The sequence below is a fragment of the Allobosea sp. WAO genome (assembly GCF_001509835.1).
Classification (GTDB): Bacteria; Pseudomonadota; Alphaproteobacteria; order Rhizobiales; family Beijerinckiaceae; genus Allobosea.
Genome location: NZ_JXTJ01000003.1, coordinates 582,793 through 600,955 on the forward strand (window position 1 = coordinate 582,793; position 18,163 = coordinate 600,955).

An 18,163-nucleotide genomic window follows, 5' to 3' on the forward strand; every position below is an offset into this window, starting at 1 on the left:
GTCTCAGGCGACGGCGTCGGCCAGATCCTTGGTGACCTTGAACTTGACGACGGTCTTGGCGGGAACCTTGATCGTTGCGCCTGTCGACGGGTTGCGGGCCTCGCGGGCCTCGCGCTTGGCCGCCGCCAGCTTGCCGATGCCGCCGAGGGTGACGTCGCCGCCGGACTTCAGGGTCTTGGCGACGACGCCGGCGAGCGAGCCCAGGATGGCCGAGACGTCGGCCTTGGTCTTGCCGGTCTCGTCGGCGATGGCGGCGATCAGTTCGTTCTTGGTCATACAACCCTCCTGGAAGAGCAATGATGAAAGTAGCCTCGCTCCGGCGCCGCTTTTGAAGGCCGGAGCGTCGCGGCGAATCGGTGCGCTGTCGCGCGCGAACCCACCGTGTTGCATGGCTGCCATCCAAAAACGACAGCATTGGGTCTAGATACGCACAGAATACGGCATCGTTCCGCGGAAAAATGCGCTTTTCCGGCCCTGCCCGAGGGAGAGGGGCGAGGAGGGTGGGCGATTGACAAGCTTCGCGCTGATATTTCAAGCTTGAAATAATAATGGGGAATGAGCGCGCATGAAGGTCATCATCGTTGGCGGCGGCATTGGCGGCCTCTCCTTGGCGCTAATGCTGCACGCACGGGGCATCGCGGCGACGGTCTACGAGCAGTCCAGCGAGATCCGGGAGGTCGGCGTCGGCATCAATACGCTGCCGCACGCCATTCGCGAGCTCGCCGAGCTCGGTCTGCTGCCGGCTCTCGACGCCGTCGCGATCCGCACGCGCGAACTCGTCTACATGAACCGCTTCGGCCAGGCTGTCTGGCGCGAGCTGCGCGGCCTGCATGCGGGTGCGCCGGTCCCGCAATTCTCGATCCATCGCGGCCGGCTCCAGGGCGTGATCAGAGACGCGGTGGTCGAGCGGCTCGGACCCGACGCGCTGCGCTGCGGCCGTCGGCTACAGGGCTTCTCGCAGGATGAGGGCGGTGTCACCGCGCATTTCACCGATTCCCGCCGCGGCGAGGGCGGGGAGACGGCGCGGGCCGATCTGATGATCGCGGCTGACGGCATCCATTCCAGCGTCCGCGCACATTACTTCCCAGATCAGGGCGCGCCGCGCTGGAACGGCGTGCAGATGTGGCGCGGCGCCTGCGACTGGCCCGCATTCCTCGACGGCGAGAGCATGATCATCGCCGGCGGCATGGCCGGCAAGCTCGTGCTCTATCCGATCGCGGCGGGGAGCAAGCCGGGCACCCGCCTGACCAATTGGGTCGTCAACATCCGCACCGGCGACCCGGCCAAGCCGCCGCCGAAGGAGGCTTGGTCGAAGCCCGGCCGGCTCGAGGACGTGCTGCCCTTCGCCCGCCGCTTCACGATACCGGGCGTCGACATCCTCGCCTTGATCCAGGCGACACCCGGCTTCTGGGACTATCCGATGTGCGACCGCGATCCGCTGCCGCGCTGGACCCATGGGCGCGTGACCCTGCTCGGCGATGCCGCCCATCCGATGTACCCGGTTGGCTCTAACGGCGCCTCGCAGGCGATCCTTGATGCACGCTGTCTCGCCGACCATCTGGTCCGGGCCGAGCATTCGCGCCAGGCGCTCGCCGCCTATGAGGCGCAGCGCCTGCCGGCGACCGCCGAGATCGTGGCGATGAACCGGGCCGGCGGCCCGGAGCGCGTCATCGATGCCGTCGAGGAGCTGGCACCGAACGGCTTCGACGATGTCGAGCGCGTGCTGTCCTACGCCAAGCGCGAGATGATCGTGAAGACCTATGCCGGCAAGGCGGGCTTCGCGCGGGAACAGCTCGCGCCGCGCCCTTAAGGCGTCGGCGCCTTCACCAGAGGTGCGATCTTGTCGATCCGGTTAGTCCAGATGCCGGGCAGCGGCTGGCGCAGGCCTGCAAGGTCCTCGGCCCTGTCGATCCCGGTCGAGACCTCGCCGCCGACCAGCGGCCCGGCGACGATGACCTCGCTGCCGACAGCGCGCATGCGCGCCGTGAAGCGCTCCGGCCAGCCCCAGAGCCATTTGGTGTAGTTCGACGGGATGAGCAGCAATTGCTTCTCACAATCCTTCGGCGTGAGCCCGGCCCAGCCCATGGCGAGATAGCGCACGAGGCAGCGCTTCTCGGCCTGCGCCGACATGGTGACGAGCGAGGGCAGGGCCTCGCGCAAGGCCGCGACAGGCGGCTCGCCGCCATAGACCATCAGCCGGGCGAGCCGCTCCGGCGGCAACTGCGAAAGCCCCTGCGTGAGGCTGCGCCCTTCCTGCGGGTCGCGACTCTTGACGTTGATGAGCAGGCGCTGGTCCGGGAAGCGGGCGAGCACCTCGTCGAGCGAGGGCATCAGCCCGACGCCTTGACCGCGAAAGGGGAAGCTCTTGCCGCCATCGGCGGTGTAGCCATGGCCGATGTCGAGCACCTTCAGCTCGGCCATCGTCTTGTCGCGTGTCGTGCCGGAGCCGTTGGTGCGGCACTCCAGTGTCCAGTCGTGGAACACCGCGAACTGCCCGTCGCGCGTCGGGTGGACGTCGATCTCGACGATGTCGGCGCCAGCGGCGAAGGCTGCCTCCATCGAGGCGATGGTGTTCTCGATATAGCGATGCTCCGGCGGGTCGATCCGCGCCGCTGTGCAGGTCGCTGCGGTGATGCCCTCGGCCGAATAGGTCTGGGCCAGGCCGCGATGGGCGAGCAGCACCGGTCGTTCGGTCAGCTTCGGTGCCAGCAAGGAGCTGTTCTGGAAGGCGGCGAGCCCGGCGATCAGGCCAAGCGCCAGAAGCACGTATAGCGCGAATCGTTTCATGATTTCCTCCTCCGCGCGATGTCGGGGAGGAAGCGGGCGGAATTTCGGCTGGATTCAGCCTGCTTCGGTCAGCTGGGCGATGCGCGCCCTCAGCACGGAATTTTCCTGCTCGAGCTGCTTAAGCCGGCGCTGCAGATCGAGCGGAGCAGGCGCGTCATCCGTCTTGGCGGGCCTGGTGAATTCGACGCCCTGGCGTGCTCCGTCGCGCCAGCGCGCCCGCGCCATGCGGCTCTCGCGCTTGAGCGGAAAGTACAATTCGAACAGCTCGGGCGTCGCGATCGCGTCGGAAAGGACGAGCAGCGCGCCCTGCTCGGACAGGTTCCTGACCGTGCAATCCAGCGTCGACTGGCGCTGGTTGAAGATGATCTGGGCGCCGATCAGGGTGCGGTTGCGGGCGTGCTGGCGGCGTTCGGTGGTCGCGACAGGCATGGGCCGGGCCTCTGATGGAGCCCGTAGCATGCACCAGAATGCCGTTCCCGGCACGCTTAACCCTTGGTTAACCCTAATGCCGGGACCGTAACGACGACCTCAGCCGGCATCCGGGGGAGGCGGCAGGAAGTCGATCTCGTAGCGCGCCGCGAGCGCCACCACTTCGGCCGGGTTCTGCTCCTTCATCGAATGGATCGCCCAGAACAGGTCGTAGAGCCGGCCGGTCGGCGCGACCCAGAACAGGCACTTCACCGGCGCATCGCTCTTGTTGAACAGCCCGTGCGGAACGTTGCGCGGCAGCCGGATCAGATCGCCCGGCAGCGCATGCGATTCATGGCCGTCGAGCACCAGGTCGAGCCGGCCCTCCAGCATGTAGATGAACTCGTCCTGGGTCGGATGGATGTGCGGTGGCACGAAGGTGCCGGGCGGGAAGATGGCGTGCCAGGAAAAGCTGTCCTCGCTCAGCGTCTTCGGCACATAGGTCTGGCCCAGAATGCTCCAGGTGATCGCGTCGATGCCCTCATTGGCGCGCGTCACGCCGGCGGTCAGCGGCTTCATCTCGTTCCCTCCCGTTTACAGATTCAGGAAGCGGTCCTTGACCGCGCTATCGCTGCGCAAGTCATCGCTCGAGCCGCGCCAGACGACGCGCCCCTTCTCCAGCACGATATGCCGGTCGGCGATCTTCGCCAGCGCATCGACATTCTTGTCGATCACCAGGATCGACTCGCCTTCCGCCTTCAACGCCGAAAGGCAGGCCCAGATCTCCTGGCGGATGATCGGCGCGAGCCCCTCGGTCGCCTCGTCGAGAATGACGAGCTTCGGATTGGTCATCAAGGCGCGGCCGATCGCCAGCATCTGCTGTTCGCCGCCGGAGAGCTGGTTGCCGCGGTTGGCGCGGCGTTCCCTCAGCCGCGGCAGGAAGCCGTAGATCCGCTCCAGCGTCCAGCGCGGCTGGCCGAAACGGCTGGCCGCCGTCGCGATCAGGTTCTCCTCGACCGACAGCGTCGGAAAGATCTGGCGGCCTTCCGGCACCAGGCCGATGCCGGCCTGCGCGAGGCGGAAGGGCGCACTGCCGGTGAGGTCGACGCCGCCGAAGCTGACGCGGCCGGCCTTCGGCCGGATCAGGCCCATGATCGAGCGGATCGTCGTCGTCTTGCCCATGCCGTTGCGGCCGAGCAGGGTCACGACCTCGCCGGCGCCGACCGAAAGATCGACGCCGAACAGGATCTGCGCCTCGCCATAGCCGGCATCGAGGTTCTCGACCGTCAGCACGGTTCAGCCCTCCTCGCCGAGATAGGCTTCGCGCACGGCCGCGTCGGCCCGGACGGCGGCCGGCTCGCCCGAGGCGATGACGCGGCCATAGACCAGCACGCTGACCTTGTCGGCGAGCGCGAACACCGCCGCCATGTCGTGCTCGACCAGGAGCATGGCATAGCGGCCCTTCAGGCTGGAAAGCAGCTCGATCAATCGCTCGCCTTCCTCCCGGCCGACCCCGGCCAGCGGCTCGTCGAGCAGGATCGCGGTCGGTTCCAGGGCCAGCGCCATGGCGAGCTCGAGCGCCCGCTTCTCGCCATGCGAGAGACGGCCGGCGGGAACCTCGGCGCGGTCCGCGAGGCCGACCGCTTCGAGTGCCGCTAGGGCAGGGCGGTTCAGGGCCGCGTCGCGCGCCGCATTGCGGAACAGCGAGAGCGGATGAGCCGCCCTGGCCTGTACGCCGAGCGCCACGTTCTCAAGCACGGAGAGCGAGGCGATGGTCGAGGTGATCTGGAAGGTGCGAGCAAGGCCGCGCCGCGCCCGCTTCTCCGGTGTCAGCGCCGAGATGTCTTCGCCGCGGAAGCGGATCGCGCCGCTGTCGGGCTTGAGCATGCCGGAGATCTGGTGAACGAGCGTGGTCTTGCCGGCACCATTGGGGCCGATCAGCGCATGCAGTTCGCCGGGTGCCACGGAGAGACTGACATCGTCGGTGACCTTGAGGGCGCCGAAGGATTTGCGCACGGCTTCGAGAATGAGGACGGGCTCGCTCATGCGCCACCACCCCCACCCAGCTTGCGTATCATGCCGACGATGCCGCCACGGGTAAACAGCACGAAGAGCACGATCATCGGGCCGAAGATCACGCGCCAATGCTCGGTCAGGTGCGAGAGCGCGTCCTCGGCGATGAGATAGGCGATGGCGCCGATGATCGCGCCATGCAGCGAGCCGACGCCGCCGAGCACGGTCATGAAGATCAGTTCGCCCGAGCGCTGCCAGGACATGAAGGCCGGGCTGACGAAATCGGTGTGGTTGGCGAGGAAGAAGCCGGCGATGCCGGCGACCATGCCGCTGATCACATAGGCGATGAGGCGGATGCGGGTGACGTCGAAGCCGGTGACCGAGACCCGCACTGGGTTCTCGCGCGCCGCCCGCAGGATGCGCCCGAAGCGCGAGGCGACGAGGATGCGGACCAGCACATAGCAGCCGGCGAGGGCGGCGAGGACGCAGTAGAAGAAGCCCGTGCGCGTCGAGAACAGGTCGAGACCGGCAACCGTGCTCTTCTCGTAAAGCGTCAGCCCGTCATCGCCGCCATAGGCCGAGAGCGCCTGCGCCAGGAAATAGACCATCTGGCCGAAGGCGAGGGTGATCATGATGAAGGTGACGCCGCGGGTGCGCAGGCAGATCGCGCCGGTGACCGCGGCGAACAGGGCGCAGATGCCGAGCACGACCGGCAGGATCAGCAGCGCCTCGGCCCGGCCCTCCGTGATCATGATGCCGGTGACATAGGCGCCGATGCCGAGGAAGGCGGCATGGCCGAACGAGACGAGGCCGCCGACGCCGAGGATGAGGTCGAGCGAGAGCGCCGCGATCGCGAAGATCATCGCCCGCGTCAGCAGAGCGAGCCAGCCAGCTGGCATGCCGAGGCTGACAGCGAGCGGCGCCAGCGCCAGCAGGCCGAAGAGCAGGATAGGCAGCAGCAGCCGGATGTGCCGGCGCGGCGCCGGGGCGGCCGCCGTCTCCGCCAGGGCCGGCGCGGTGCTCATGTGCGGCCCCGCGAGGGCAGGAGCCCCTCTGGCCTCAGGAACAGCACCACCGCCATCAAAAGGTAGATCAGCATGGAGGAGAGCGCGGCACCGGTGGCACGGGCCGAGGGCGCGCTCATGAACAGGCGCAGCAGATCGTTCATGAAGGAGCGGCCGAGCGTGTCGACGAGGCCGACGATCAGGGCCGCGACGAAGGCGCCGCGGATCGAGCCGATGCCGCCTATGACGATGACGACGAAGGCGAGGATCAGGACAGTGTCGCCCATGCCGGGCTCGACCGAGAGGATCGGCGCCGCCATCGCTCCCGCGAAACCGGCCAGCATGGTACCGAAGGCGAAGACGATCATGAACAGCTTGCGGATGTCGACGCCGAGCGCCGAGACCATCGGCGCGTTCGAGGCGCCGGCGCGCAGCAGCATGCCGGTGCGGGTGCGGTCGACGACGAACCAGAGCAGGAGCCCGACCGCGAGGCCCGCGCCGATCAGCGCGAAGCGGTAGGTCGGGTAGAGAATGCCGTCGATCAGCGCGACATTGCCCGAGAGGAACTCCGGCACCGGCACTGAGAGCGGCGCGGCGCCCCAGATGATCTTGACGCCCTGGTTGAGCAGCAGGATCAGGCCGAAGGTCGCCAGCACCTGATCGAGATGGTCTCGTTCGTACAGATGTCGGAAGACGAGGAATTCGAGCGCCAGCCCGAAGGCGAGCGCCGCCGCGAGCGCGAGTATAAGCCCCAGGACGAAGGAGCCGGTCAGCGCGACGAAGGTCACTGCCAGATAGGCGCCGAGCATATACTGCACGCCATGCGCCAGGTTGATGAAGTCCATCACGCCGAAGACGAGGGTCAGCCCTGCCGCCACCAGGAACAGCAGGATGCCGAACTGCAGCCCGTTCAGGATCTGGACTAGGAGAAGGCCGGTGGTCATGCGCTTGCGCAACTCGGCTTAAGAACAACAGACGCCGTCATCCCGGCCGCAGCGAAGCGGAGGGCCGGGATCCATGCCTGAACATCGGTCGGTCTGGCATGGATCCCGGGTCGGGCTGAAGCCCGCCCGGGATGACCATTCAGGTCGCGATGAAGGACGAAAGCGTCACTTCAGCGCGCAATCCTTGGCGTGCGGGTCGGCATAGTCCGAGAACACCTTCTGCGCGATCTCGGTCTGGAACTTGCCGTCCGGCCGCTTGGCGACCTTGACCAGGTAGAAGTCCTGGATCGGGTAGCCATTGGTGTTGAACTTGAAGTTGCCCCGCAGCGAGGTGAAGTCCGCCTTCTTGATCGCGGCCCGCAGCTTGTCCTTGTCGCCGGTGCCGCCGGCCGCCTTCACGGCGGAATCGATCAGCTGTGCCGCGTCGAAAGCCTGCTGGGCATAGGAGCCCGGGACGATCTTGTAGGCGGCCTCATAGGCCGTGACGAACTTCTTCGTCTGCGGATTGTCCATGTTCGGCGCCCAGGTCATGCCGCCGAACATGCCGACCGCCGCGTCCTGCTGAGCCGGCAGGGTCGATTCATCGACCGTGAAGGCGGAGAGGAAGGGCACCTTGCCGGTGAGGCCGGCCTGCGACCACTGCTTGACGAAGTTGACGCCGAGGCCGCCGGGCAGGAAGGCGAAGACCACGTCGGGCTTGGCCGAGGCGATCTTGGCAAGCTCGGCTGAGAAATCGAGCGAGGTCAGCGGGACATAGACCTCGTCGAGGACCTCGCCCTTGAAATAGCGCTTGAAGCCGGCGAGCGAGTCCTTACCCGCCTGGTAGTTCGGCGCGATGATGTAGGCCTTCTTGTAGTTCTGGTCCTGCGCGTACTTGCCCAGCACCTCGTGGACCTGGTCGTTCTGGTACGAGGTCACGAAGAAGTTCTGGTGGCAGGCCTTGCCGGCCATGGTGGACGGGCCGGCGTTCGGGCTGATCAGGATCGCGCCGGAATCCAGCACCGGCTTCGCGATCGCGCCGAGGATGTTCGAGAACACCGGGCCGACGACGAAGTCGACCTTGCCGCCCTCGACGAAGCTGCGGACCTTGCCGACTGCGACATCGGGCTTCAGTTCGTCGTCGATGATGGTGATCTGCACCGGCACGCCGCCGAGCTTGCCGCCATTCTGGTCGACCGCGAGCTGGAAGCCGTCGCGAACCTGCTGGCCGAGCGCCGCCGCGGGGCCGGTCAGCACGCTGACCACGCCGATCTTCAAGGGTTCCTGTGCCTGGGCGGTAGCGAGCCCGAGCGCAAGCAGGCCGGCGCCAAGCGACAGAGTGAATTTGAGCGTCATGTCTGAAGTCCTCCCGGGACGTGCCAGATGCGGCCGCCGGCAGGGTTCCCCATCCCCGTCCAGGCGGTGTCGCAGTCATATTGTTTCAAGCTTAAAATATCTGCAAGGGGGTTCCTGCGGGTAATTTTGGTGCGTGGACGGAGGGCGTCATTCTCGGGCGCAGCGAAGCGCAGAACCGGGAATCTCTGGACGGGAAGGCGCTGTACGGCGCCTCCTTCGGCAAGAGATGCTCGGGTCAAGCCCGAGCATGACGCCAACTCGATAGCCGCCTTACGCCTGCACGCCGTCGACGTACCAGTCCATCTTCGAGAGCATCTCGTCCGAGGCGGTCTCTCCGGCCTTGAGACGCAGCGTGCCCTTCTGGTCCTTGAGCTCTCCGGTGAAGGGGTGGAGCGTGCCGGCAATGATGCCTTTCTGGACCTCGTCGGCGGCGGCGCGGGCTGCCGGCGTCATTGCGTCGTTATAGGGCGCGATCTTGACCATGCCTTCCTTGAGGCCGCCCCAGACGTCGCCGGTCTTCCAGCTGCCGTCCATCGCCTCCTTGACGCGCTTGATGTAGTAGCCCGACCAGTCGTCGACGATCGCGGTCAGGTGCGCCTTGGGCGCGAAGGCCTTCATGTCGGAGGCCTGGCCGAAGGCGAAGACGCCGCGCTGCTCGGCCGCCTGCAGGGCGGCGGGGCTGTCGGTGTGCTGGGTGATGACGTCCGCGCCCTGGTCGATCAGCGCCTTGGCGGCGTCGGCTTCCTTGGCCGGGTCGTACCAGGTCGAGGCCCAGATCACCTTGGTCTTGAAGTTCGGGTTCACCTTCCGGGCGGCGAGATGGAAGGCGTTGATGCCCATAACCACCTCGGGAATCGGGAAGGAGGCGATGTAGCCGGCCTGGCCCGCCTTCGACATGTGGCCGGCGATGGTGCCGATCACGGCGCGGCCCTCGTAGAAGCGGGCATTGTAGGTCGCGACGTTCTCGGCGCGCTGATAGCCGGTGGCGTGCTCGAAGAAGATCTTCGGGAACTGCTTGGCGACCTGGATGGTCGGGTTCATGAAGCCGAACGAGGTGGCGAAGACCAGCTTGTTGCCGGCCTGGGCGAGCTGGCGCAGTGCGCGCGTCGCATCCGGGCCTTCGGCGACGTTCTCGATGAAGCTCGTCTTGATCTTGGCGCCGTATTCCTTCTCGAGGGCGAGCCGGCCCTGGTCATGGGTCCAGCTCCAGCCATGGTCGCCGACCGGGCCGACATAGATGAAGCCGACGCCGAAAGGCTCCTGGGCGCTGGCGCCGCCGATGAGCGGCAGGGCCGAGGTCGCGGCCGCGCCGGCAAGAAGCGTCCTGCGGGTGATGATGGTCGACATTGTCTGTGCTCCCCGTTGTCGGTTTCGGCGCTAGGGCGCCGGGAAAGGCTTGCCAAGGCAGGCGGGCGCGTTGCGGCCGCCGGTTCTCGTTCCTAGCGACATCATCGTCAGAACCACAATGGTCGCAAGGTAGGGTGTCATCGCCAGCACCTCCGGCGCGATCCAGCTGATGCCGGCCGCCTTGGCCTGCAGCTCGAAGGTCGCGACCGCGCCGAAGAGATAGGCGCCGAGCAGCAGCCGGCCCGGCTTCCAGGCCGCGAAGACGACGAGGGCGAGTGCGATCCAGCCGCGCCCGGCGGTCAGCCGGTCGGCCCACATCGGCGTCAGCGCCAGCGAGAAATAGGCCCCGCCGAGCCCTGCGAGCGCGCCGCCGAAACCGGTCGCGGCAGCACGGATGGCCAGCACGCGATAGCCGATCGCATGGGCGGAATCGGCGTTCTCGCCGACGGCGCGCAGGATCAGGCCCATCCGGCTGCGGCGCAGGAAGAGGCTGACGGCGGCGACCAGCAGCAGCGAGAGATAAACCAGCGCGTCATGGCCGAAGACGAGGCGCAGCCAGGGATGCGCGGCGTAGTCGGCCGGGAAAAGCGGCCCGAGCCGCTGGATGGTGCGGCCGACATAGCCGGCGCCGAACAGCGAGGAGATGCCGATCCCGAAGATCGTCAAGGCCAGCCCCGTCGCGACCTGGTTGGAGCCGAGGCCGAGCGTCAGCAGGGCGAAGATCATCGCCGCCAGGAAGCCGGCGAACGCAGCAGCGACGACGCCCAGCGTGACGCTGCCGCTGCTATAGGCGACCGCAAAGCCCGTGACCGCGCCGCAGAGCATCATGCCCTCGACGCCGAGATTGAGCACGCCCGCCTTTTCGGTGACGAGCTCGCCTAGGCCCGCCAGCAGGATCGGCGTTGCCGCTGCCGCCAGCGTCATGAAGATCGAGACGAGGATCACGCTCGTCATGGCGCGACCTTCGCCGGATTGCGCCGGAAAGCGAGCCGCCAGCGCACCAGCACGTCGGTCGCGAGCAGGAAGAACAGCAGCATCGCCTGGAACATGCCGGTCGCCGCCTGCGGCAGCCTGACAGTGCTCTGCGCGATCTCGCCGCCGACATAGGTCACCGCCAGGACGAGCCCGCCGAAGACGATGCCGATGGGTGAAAGCCGCCCGAGAAAGGCGACGATGATCGCGGTGAAGCCGTAGCCGACCGGGAATTGCGGGGTGAGCTGGCCGAAAGGACCCGCTGCCTCGAACAGCCCGGCCAAGCCCGCAAGCCCGCCGCTGGCGAGCAGGGCGACCCAGGTGACGCGGCCGGCGTCGAAGCCGCCATGCCGCGCGGCGGCCGGCGCGCGCCCGACCACCCGGATGGCGAAGCCGGAAACCGTCTTGCCCATCACGAACCAGGCGGCGAGTGCCAGCAGCAGCGCCACGGGAATCCCGAGATGGACCAGCGAGCCCTCCGCCATGGCGGGCAGGACCTGGTCTGCGCTGAACATCTTGGTCTGCGGGAAGTTGAAGCCGCCCGGGTCCTTCCACGGCCCGCGTACGAGGTAATACAGGAACTGGACGGCGACATAGCTCAGCATCAGGCTGGTCAGGATCTCGCTGACCTGCAGGCGGACCTTCAGGAAGGCGGGGATCGCAGCCCAGGCGGCGCCGCCGAGAATGCCGGCGAGAGCCATGGCGGGCAGGATCCACCAGCCGGTCATGTCATGGGTGAGCAGCGCGACGCCGGTGCCGGCGATGGCGCCCATGACATATTGCCCCTCGGCGCCGATGTTCCAGACATTGGCCCGGAAGCCGATGGCGAGGCCGAGTGCGATCATCACCAGCGGCGCCGCCTTGACGCCGAGATCGGCCCAGCGCTGCGGCTCGACCAGCGGCGTGACGAAGATCGCCTGCACCGCGTGAAAGCCGTCATAGCCGATCGCGGTGAAGACCAGCATGCCGGTCAGCATGGTCAGGGCGATGGCGATCAGCGGGCTCAGATAGAGCATTGCCCGGCTTGGTTCGCTGCGGCGGCGCCATTCAAGCATGGGCATGGTCCGCTGCGGTCGCCTCGCCGTGGACGCCGCCCATCAGCAGGCCGATCTCCTCCAGCTTCAGCCCGGCGACCGGCCTTGCCGGCGAGAGCCTACCCTCGTTGATCACGCAGAGCCGGTCGGCCAGTTCGAGCAGTTCGTCGAGATCCTGCGAGATCACCACGATCGCCGAACCCCGTGCGGCGAGATCGACCAGCGCCTGCCGGATCGCGGCCGCGGCGCCGGCATCGACGCCCCAGGTCGGCTGCTCGACGATGAGGACCTCAGGATTCTGGCCGATCTCGCGGCCCATGATGAATTTCTGCAGATTGCCGCCGGAGAGCGCGCCGGCGAGGGCGTCAGGGCCGGTGGTGCGCACGTCGAAACGCTGGATCACCTCGCGCGCATAGGCGTCGACCGCGCCTTGCCGGATCAGCCCGGAGGGCGCCAGCGGCAGCCGATGCCGCGCCGTCAGCACGACATTCTCGGCGAGCGAGAAATCGGGAACCGCGGCGTGGCCATTGCGCTCCTCGGGCACGCAGGCGAGCCCGGCGGCGCGGCGCTTACCGGCATCGGCATGGCCGAGCGCCTGCCCGTCGAGCTTGACGGCATCGTTCGAGGCGGCGCGGCGCTCGCCCGACAGGGCGAGCAGCAGCTCCGCCTGGCCATTGCCCGCGACGCCGGCGATGCCGAGGATCTCGCCGGCGTAAGCGGTGAAGCCGATAGTCTTCAGGTCGGTGCCGAAGGGCGGTTCGCCCGCCATGTCGAGCCCGTTGACGACGAGGCGGGCGCGGCGCGCCTCGCCGGCCGCGGCCGGGCGCTCGATGGTCTTGAGCTCGGCGCCGATCATCAGCTCGGCCATGCGTGTCGTCGATTCCGTGCGTGGATCGCAAGCCGCGACCACGCGCCCGCCGCGCAGGATCGTCGCAGCCGAGCACAGCGCTTTGATCTCGTGGAGCTTGTGGCTGATGTAGAGGATCGAGCAGCCCTCGGCCGCGATCTGGCGCAAGGTATCGAACAGCCGCTCGACTTCCTGTGGGGTCAGCACCGAGGTCGGCTCGTCCATGATCAGGAGCTTCGGCTTCTGCAGCAGGCAGCGCACGATCTCGATGCGCTGGCGCTCGCCGACCGAAAGCGTGTGCACCTCGCGGTCGGGATCGAGCGGCAGCGAATAGCTGTCGAGGATCGTCCTGATCCGTTGCTTCAGCTCTTCCGCCGGGACCTTCTCGTCGAGGCCGAGCGCGATGTTCTCCAGCACGGTCATGCCGTCGAACAGCGAGAAATGCTGGAAGACCATGCCGATGCCGAGCCTGCGCGCCGCTTTGGGGGAGGGGATCTCGACGCGCTCGCCGTCCCAGCGGATCTCGCCCTCATCGGCGCGCTGCACTCCGTAGATGATCTTGACCAGGGTCGACTTGCCGGCGCCGTTCTCGCCGAGCAGGGCATGGATCTCGCCGGGGCGGACACCGAAGCTGATGTCCTGATTGGCCTTCACGCCCGGAAAGCTCTTCGAGACATGGGCGAGCGCCAGACGTAAGGGGGCCGTCTCGTCAGGCGGCTGCGTCATGGGCGGCTCGGCCTTTCTCTGGCACGGTGGCGTCCTTCCCCGCGAAGGCCGCCTTCTCGCCAAGCAACCAACGTACCAGCTCGGCCGCCGTCAAGGCCGCGATGACCTCGGGACGCTTGTCATGCACATCCGATCCACCGATCGGGCAGGTCAGGCGCGTCAATGCCGTGCTTCCTGGGTGTCGGCGGCGGAAGCTCGCCTCGAAGCGCGCCCGTTTCGTGCCTGAGCCGATCATACCGACATAGGCCGCGTCGCCGCGCAGAAGCGCCGCCTCGGTCAGCCGGTAATCGAGCGCATGGCTGTGGGTCAAGACGATGAACGCAGCGCCTGAGGGCGCCGTGGCGAGCGCCTGCTCGGGATCGTCGAGATGGAGGCAGGAAATGGCCTCGGGCAGGTCCGCGAACTGGCCGGGTCGGTCGTCGATCAGCGTCACTGCCAAAGGCAATAGGGAAAGGCAGTGCGCGAGCGCCCGGCCGGTATGCCCCGCGCCGAAGATCAGCACCTGCGGCCGGCCGGCGGCCGCCTTCGCTTCATTGTCGCGCAGGGCGGTGAGGTCGACAGCGATGGCGCGTACCAGCGAGACCTGCACCCGGCCGCCGCAGCATTGGCCCATTTGCGGGCCGAGCGGCAGGTCGACCCGGCGCCGATCCTCGCCGGTCGCCAGCATCTCGCGGGCGAGATCGAGGCAATGGAATTCGAGCTGTCCGCCGCCGATCGTGCCGGCGCTGTCATGGCGCGAGACGATCATCGTCGCGCCGGCCTCGCGCGGCGTCGAGCCCTGCACGCGTTCGATGCGGACGATGATCGCGCCCTCAGCGAGATGCCTGTCGAGAAAATCGGAGAGCGTCATGACGCGTCCTCCGCGCCTGCAGCCAGCACCCGGACCCGCTCGACCGCGTCGAATACACGCTCGGGTGTCGCCGGCGCGTCGAGCTTCGGACAGAAGCGATGCTCGCCGACGCTGGCGACCGCATCCGACAGCGCGTGCAGCACGCTTATCGCCAGCATCAACGGCGGCTCGCCGACCGCCTTGGAGCGATGGATCGTGTGTTCGCGGTTCGGGGCATTCTCAAGCAATGCGACATTGAAGACGCGCGGCCGGTCGGAGGCGACGGGGACCTTGTAGGTCGAGGGTGCGTGCGTCATGAGACGCCCCTTCTCGTCCCAGACCAGTTCCTCGGCGGTCAGCCAGCCCATGCCCTGGACGAAGCCGCCCTCAATCTGTCCCTTGTCGATCGCCGGGTTCAGCGAGTTGCCGCAATCGTGGAGGATGTCGACCCGTTCGACCTTGTACTCGCCGGTCAGCGTGTCGATCGCGACCTCGGCTGCCGCCGCGCCATAAGCGAAGTAATAGAAGGGATGGCCGCGCCCGGCCTTGCGGTCCCAGTGGATTTTCGGCGTCGCATAGAAGCCTGTGGCCGAGAGCTGGACGCGGGCCATGTAGGCCGCCTTGACCAGCTCGACGAAGGCGATCTCGCGCGCCCCGATCCTGACCCGCCCCGGCAGGAAGGCGATCGCTTCCGGTGCCTCCTGCCAGCGCTCTGCTGCGAAAGCCACGAGCCGCTGCTTGATCGTCTCGCAGGCGTCGAGCGCCGCCATGCCGTTGAGGTCGGAGCCCGAGGAGGCGGCGGTCGCCGAGGTGTTCGGCACCTTGCCGGTGGTCGTCGCGGTGATCCTGATCCTGTCGAGGCCGATGCCGAAGGCCTGGGCCACGACCTGCGCCACCTTCTGGTAGAGCCCCTGGCCCATTTCGGTGCCGCCATGGTTCAGCGAGACGGTGCCGTCTGTGTAGACATGCACCAGCGCGCCGGCCTGATTGTACCAGGTCGCGGTGAAGGAGATGCCGAATTTCACCGGCATCAGCGCTATGCCGCGCTTGATGACGGGGCTTTCCCGGTTGAAGTCGCGTATCGCCTGCTGCCGTTCGCGGTAGTGGCAGTCGCGTTCCAGCTCGTCGATCACCTCGCCGGCGATCATGTCCTCGACCTGCTGGTGATAGGGCGTCGTCAGCCGGCCCTCGCCGCCATAGAGATTGCGCTTGCGCACGTCGAGCGGGTCGAGCCCGGTCGCGTAGGCGACCTCCTCAATGAAGCGCTCGGCCCCGACCATGCCCTGCGGCCCGCCGAAGCCGCGAAAGGCGGTGTTCGAGACGGTGTGCGTGCGCAATGGTTCGGAGCGGGCCCGTACCGCCGGGTAGAAATAGCAGTTGTCCATGTGGAAGAGCGCGCGGTCAGTGACCGGGCCGGAGAGGTCGGCATTCCAGCCGCAGCGCGCCGCATAGGTCGCATCGACCGCGTAGATGTGGCCGTCATCGTCGAAGCCGATCTCGTAGTCGACGACGAAGTCGTGGCGCTTGCCGGTGATCACCATGTCGTCATCGCGGTCGGGCCTGAGCTTCACCGGCCGCTTCAGCTTGCGGGCGGCGAGCGCGGCGACGCAGGCGAAGAGATTGGCCTGCGTCTCCTTGCCGCCGAAGCCGCCGCCCATGCGCCTGACCTCGATCGTCACCGCATGGGCGCCGATGCCGAGCACGGACGCGACCATGTGCTGGACTTCGCTCGGATGCTGGGTCGAGGAGTGCACCAGCATGTCGCCATCCTCGCCGGGTATGGCGAGGGCGATCTGGCTCTCGAGATAGAAGTGGTCCTGTCCGCCGATCGCCATCGCGCCTTTGAGCCGGCGCGGGCTCGCCGTGAGCGCGGCCGCGACATCGCCGCGTTCGAGCTTCAGCGGCTCGGTGACGAGCTCACCGCCCGCGGCTCGGGCCGCTGCGATATCGAGCAGGGGCGCGGCTTCCTCGTATTCCGCCTTCGCGAGCGTCGCCGCCTGGCGAGCCTGCTCGCGCGTGTCGGCGATGACCGCAAAGAGCGGCTGGCCGTGATGCAGGATCGCCTCGGTCGCGAAGACCGGCTCGTCATGCTTGTGCGTCGAGGAGATGTCGTTCTCGCCGAGGATGTCGGCGGCGGTCAGGATCGCGAGCACGCCCGGTGCGGCTTCGACCGCCGACAGATCGAGCGACAGCAACCGGCCATGGGCGATGCTGGAGAGGCCGAGGCAGGCATGGGCGGTGCCCGCCGGCTCCAGGATGTCGTCGACATAGACGGCTTCTCCGGCGACATGCTTGGCGGCGGAGTCGTGTTTCAGCGCGGCGCCGACCGGGCCGCTCTCGGCGATGATGTCGAGGCGCTTGCGTGCGTCAGCCATGGGCGGCCTCCGCCAGCAGGCCGGCGACGCGGATCGGCGTCGTTGGCCCATGGCTTTCGAGCAGGAAGCGCGTGAGCAGGTTGCCGGCGACCTTGAGCCGGTAGCCGGCCGAGGCGCGCATGTCGGTGAGCGGCGTAAAATCTTGCGCCAGGGCCGACTTGGCGGCCGCGACGGCCTCGGCATTCCAGAGGCGGCCGAGCAGGGCAGCCTCCGCCGCCTGCGCCCTCTTGGGGATGCCGGCCATGCCGCCGAAGGCGAGACGGGCCTCGGCAATGCGGCCGTCGGTGTCACGGCGCAGGAAGAAGGCGCCGCACAAGGCCGATATGTCCTCGTCGAAGCGCTTCGAGATCTTCGAGACGTGGAACAGCGCATCGGCCGGCAGTTCCGGCACCAGCACGGCTTCGACGAACTCCCCCACGCGCCGGTCCTGCTTGCGGTAGTCGAGGAAGAAGCCTTCGAGCGGAATCTCGCGGCGCACGTTGCCCCGGCGCAGTACCAGTGTCGCGCCGAGCGCGATCAGGGCGGGCGGCAGGTCGCCGATCGGCGAGCCATTGGCGATGTTGCCGCCGATCGTCCCGGCATTACGAACCTGTTCGCCGCCGAAACGGCGCATCATCTCGTCGAGCTGCGGAGAGAGCCGAGCTAGTGCCTTTCGAACCTCGATATGGTTCGCCATCGCGCCGAAACGCAGCTGGTCGCCCTCGTCCGCTATGGCGCGCAGCTCCTCGATCCGGCCGAGATGGATCACAGGATCGAGCCGGCGCATGCCCTTGGTCACCCACAAGCCCACATCGGTAGCGCCGGCGACCAGCGTCGCCTGCGGGTGGGCGGCGAGGAGTTCCGCGAGGGCTTTCGTAGTTGCAGGTGCGAAATAGCGCCGCTCGCCATCGCTGACCGCGACGGTCTGCATGTCCCGCAGTTCTGCGAGGCGGGCAGCGACCTCGCCTTGTGCTTGGGCGAAATAGTCCTGCGAACGATCGACCGCAGCCGAGCGCAGCCCGGCCGCGATGATCGGCTCATAGCCGGTGCAGCGGCAGAGATTGCCGGCGAGCGCGTCCTCGATGCGCGCGACGGAGGGGGCCGCCTCGTTCAGCCAGAGCGCGAACAGCGACATCACGATGCCCGGCGTGCAGAAGCCGCATTGCGAGCCATGGCAGTCGACCATCGCCTGCTGCACGGGGTGGAGCGCGCCGTCGGCGCCTTTCAGGTGCTCCACCGTCAGGAGCTGGCAGCCGTCCAGCGTCGGCAGGAAGCGGATGCAGGCGTTGATCGCCTCGTAGCGCAGATGCCCGCCGTCGAGCCGGCCGATGACGACGGTGCAGGCGCCGCAATCGCCCTCGGCGCAGCCTTCCTTGCTGCCGGTGCGGCGCCGGTCGAGCCGCAGCCAGTCCAGCACCGTCCGGGTCGGATCGCAGCTCGCGATCTCGACCAGCTCATCGCCGAGCAGGAAGCGGACGGTCTCACGCATGGCAGCTCCGTCGAGAGCAAATCGCGAACATGCACTGAGATTAGGCATGTTCGTCGCTTGGCCGGAAGCTTTGA

The 18,163-nt window shown here is 67.6% G+C and carries 17 protein-coding genes; 1 reads left to right on the forward strand and 16 read right to left on the reverse strand.

Going from position 1 to position 18,163, the window contains the following annotated elements:
• Positions 1-3 precede the first annotated feature (3 nt).
• The gene (locus tag DK26_RS04295) at positions 4-399 is read right to left on the reverse strand and encodes an HU family DNA-binding protein (protein WP_327524581.1); all 396 of its coding nucleotides are present in this window, start codon (positions 397-399) and stop codon (positions 4-6) included.
• 166 nt (positions 400-565) lie between these two features.
• Here DK26_RS04295 and DK26_RS04300 point away from each other — a divergent pair, with 166 nt between their 5' ends.
• Positions 566-1,810 carry a flavin-dependent oxidoreductase gene (locus DK26_RS04300; protein WP_066468592.1) on the forward strand — a complete coding sequence of 415 codons (1,245 nt, stop codon included), beginning with the start codon at positions 566-568 and terminating at the stop codon, positions 1,808-1,810.
• Here DK26_RS04300 and DK26_RS04305 read toward each other — a convergent pair.
• From DK26_RS04305 to xdhA, 15 genes are all read right to left on the reverse strand, one after another.
• Positions 1,807-2,787 (reverse strand): glycerophosphodiester phosphodiesterase family protein, encoded by a 981-nt coding sequence (locus DK26_RS04305; RefSeq protein WP_066468594.1) that lies wholly within the window; start codon positions 2,785-2,787, stop codon positions 1,807-1,809. The genes DK26_RS04300 and DK26_RS04305 overlap by 4 nt on opposite strands.
• 54 nt (positions 2,788-2,841) lie before the next feature.
• Positions 2,842-3,216 (reverse strand): PilZ domain-containing protein, encoded by a 375-nt coding sequence (locus DK26_RS04310; protein ID WP_066468595.1) that lies wholly within the window; start codon positions 3,214-3,216, stop codon positions 2,842-2,844.
• Between the two features lie 99 nt (positions 3,217-3,315).
• Entirely contained in the window at positions 3,316-3,774 is a 459-nt protein-coding gene (locus DK26_RS04315; protein WP_066468596.1) for a cupin domain-containing protein, read from the reverse strand.
• A gap of 15 nt (positions 3,775-3,789) precedes the next feature.
• A complete protein-coding gene (locus tag DK26_RS04320; protein WP_066468601.1) occupies positions 3,790-4,488 on the reverse strand; it encodes an ABC transporter ATP-binding protein in 699 nt (232 codons plus the stop codon).
• A gap of 3 nt (positions 4,489-4,491) precedes the next feature.
• Positions 4,492-5,241 carry an ABC transporter ATP-binding protein gene (locus DK26_RS04325; RefSeq protein ID WP_066468603.1) on the reverse strand — a complete coding sequence of 250 codons (750 nt, stop codon included), beginning with the start codon at positions 5,239-5,241 and terminating at the stop codon, positions 4,492-4,494.
• Complete coding sequence (locus tag DK26_RS04330; protein ID WP_066468605.1) at positions 5,238-6,233, reverse strand: branched-chain amino acid ABC transporter permease; 996 nt, start codon at positions 6,231-6,233, stop codon at positions 5,238-5,240. The genes DK26_RS04325 and DK26_RS04330 overlap by 4 nt, the downstream gene beginning before the upstream one ends.
• The gene (locus tag DK26_RS04335) at positions 6,230-7,156 is read right to left on the reverse strand and encodes a branched-chain amino acid ABC transporter permease (protein ID WP_066468824.1); all 927 of its coding nucleotides are present in this window, start codon (positions 7,154-7,156) and stop codon (positions 6,230-6,232) included. Before DK26_RS04335 ends, DK26_RS04330 begins: the two co-directional genes overlap by 4 nt.
• A 165-nt stretch (positions 7,157-7,321) precedes the next feature.
• Positions 7,322-8,491: an ABC transporter substrate-binding protein gene (locus DK26_RS04340; RefSeq protein WP_066468606.1), complete on the reverse strand. Its 1,170-nt coding sequence runs from the start codon at positions 8,489-8,491 to the stop codon at positions 7,322-7,324.
• A 270-nt stretch (positions 8,492-8,761) separates the two neighbouring features.
• Entirely contained in the window at positions 8,762-9,838 is a 1,077-nt protein-coding gene (locus DK26_RS04345; RefSeq protein WP_066468607.1) for a BMP family ABC transporter substrate-binding protein, read from the reverse strand.
• Positions 9,839-9,868: 30 nt separating this feature from the next.
• Complete coding sequence (locus tag DK26_RS04350) at positions 9,869-10,792, reverse strand: ABC transporter permease (protein WP_066468608.1); 924 nt, start codon at positions 10,790-10,792, stop codon at positions 9,869-9,871.
• A complete protein-coding gene (locus tag DK26_RS04355; RefSeq protein WP_248309858.1) occupies positions 10,789-11,826 on the reverse strand; it encodes an ABC transporter permease in 1,038 nt (345 codons plus the stop codon). Before DK26_RS04355 ends, DK26_RS04350 begins: the two co-directional genes overlap by 4 nt.
• 31 nt (positions 11,827-11,857) lie before the next feature.
• Positions 11,858-13,417, reverse strand: coding sequence for an ABC transporter ATP-binding protein (locus DK26_RS04360; protein WP_066468610.1), 1,560 nt, complete (start codon positions 13,415-13,417; stop codon positions 11,858-11,860).
• On the reverse strand, positions 13,401-14,267 hold the full coding sequence (gene xdhC, locus DK26_RS04365; RefSeq protein WP_066468612.1) for a xanthine dehydrogenase accessory protein XdhC: 867 nt from the start codon (positions 14,265-14,267) through the stop codon (positions 13,401-13,403). Before xdhC ends, DK26_RS04360 begins: the two co-directional genes overlap by 17 nt.
• Positions 14,264-16,621 (reverse strand): xanthine dehydrogenase molybdopterin binding subunit, encoded by a 2,358-nt coding sequence (gene xdhB / locus DK26_RS04370; RefSeq protein WP_066468619.1) that lies wholly within the window; start codon positions 16,619-16,621, stop codon positions 14,264-14,266. Before xdhB ends, xdhC begins: the two co-directional genes overlap by 4 nt.
• Positions 16,614-18,089 carry a xanthine dehydrogenase small subunit gene (xdhA, locus tag DK26_RS04375; RefSeq protein WP_066468621.1) on the reverse strand — a complete coding sequence of 492 codons (1,476 nt, stop codon included), beginning with the start codon at positions 18,087-18,089 and terminating at the stop codon, positions 16,614-16,616. Before xdhA ends, xdhB begins: the two co-directional genes overlap by 8 nt.
• Positions 18,090-18,163: the final 74 nt, after the last annotated feature.